The organism is Actinomadura rubrisoli (genome assembly GCF_004349215.1).
Classification (GTDB): Bacteria; Actinomycetota; Actinomycetes; order Streptosporangiales; family Streptosporangiaceae; genus Spirillospora; species Spirillospora rubrisoli.
The window spans coordinates 1-601 of sequence record NZ_SMKU01000783.1; the positions used below are offsets into that span (position 1 = coordinate 1).

Below are 601 nucleotides of genomic sequence, written 5' to 3' on the forward strand. Positions count from 1 at the left end.
CGGCCACCTGGCGTTCCTACGGCCGCGACGGCGACCGCGACGGACGCAAGGACGTCCACGACCCCGCCGACGCCGTCCCGGCCGCCGCCGCCTACCTGTGCGACCACGGCGCCGCGACCAACCTGCGCAAGGCCCTGTGGCATTACAACCACTCCACGCGCTATGTCGACCACGTCCTGGCCGCGGCCGACCGGCCGCGCTGACCGCCCGGCCAACCGGCATCCGGAAGGGGAACCCCCTAATGAACGAACAACTTCAGCGGCTCGGGCGGGACCTGCACACCACCGTTGAGTGGCGGCTGCGCCGTCAAATGCTGCCGCACTACCTCACCGCCACGGTGCTGGCGGCGGGCCTCACCGTGGCCAACCTGCCGCCGCATGTATCGGCCACCGGCACGGCACTGGTTATCGCGTGCCTGACCGCCCTAGTAGCGGGGGTGGCCATGTGGCGGATGCGCCGGTCCCGATGGCGGCTGTGGATCCCACGCGTGGCCATCGCCGCCGCCGTGGCAGGCGGATGGCTGACGGCCGCCGCACTGACCGGCCTGGGCTGGGTGCTGGTCGCGGTGCTGGTCGCCGCAGAGATCATGCTCGCCGCCCGG

The 601-nt window shown here is 72.5% G+C and carries 2 protein-coding genes; both read left to right on the plus strand.

All coding sequences use genetic code 11. From position 1 onward, the window contains the following. On the plus strand, positions 1-203 hold a 203-nt coding region (locus E1298_RS47470), incomplete at its 5' end, for a lytic murein transglycosylase (RefSeq protein WP_165976015.1). A gap of 38 nt (positions 204-241) precedes the next feature. Then, positions 242-601 (plus strand): hypothetical protein (locus E1298_RS47475; RefSeq protein ID WP_207945306.1); only part of this gene is annotated, 360 nt, incomplete at its 3' end.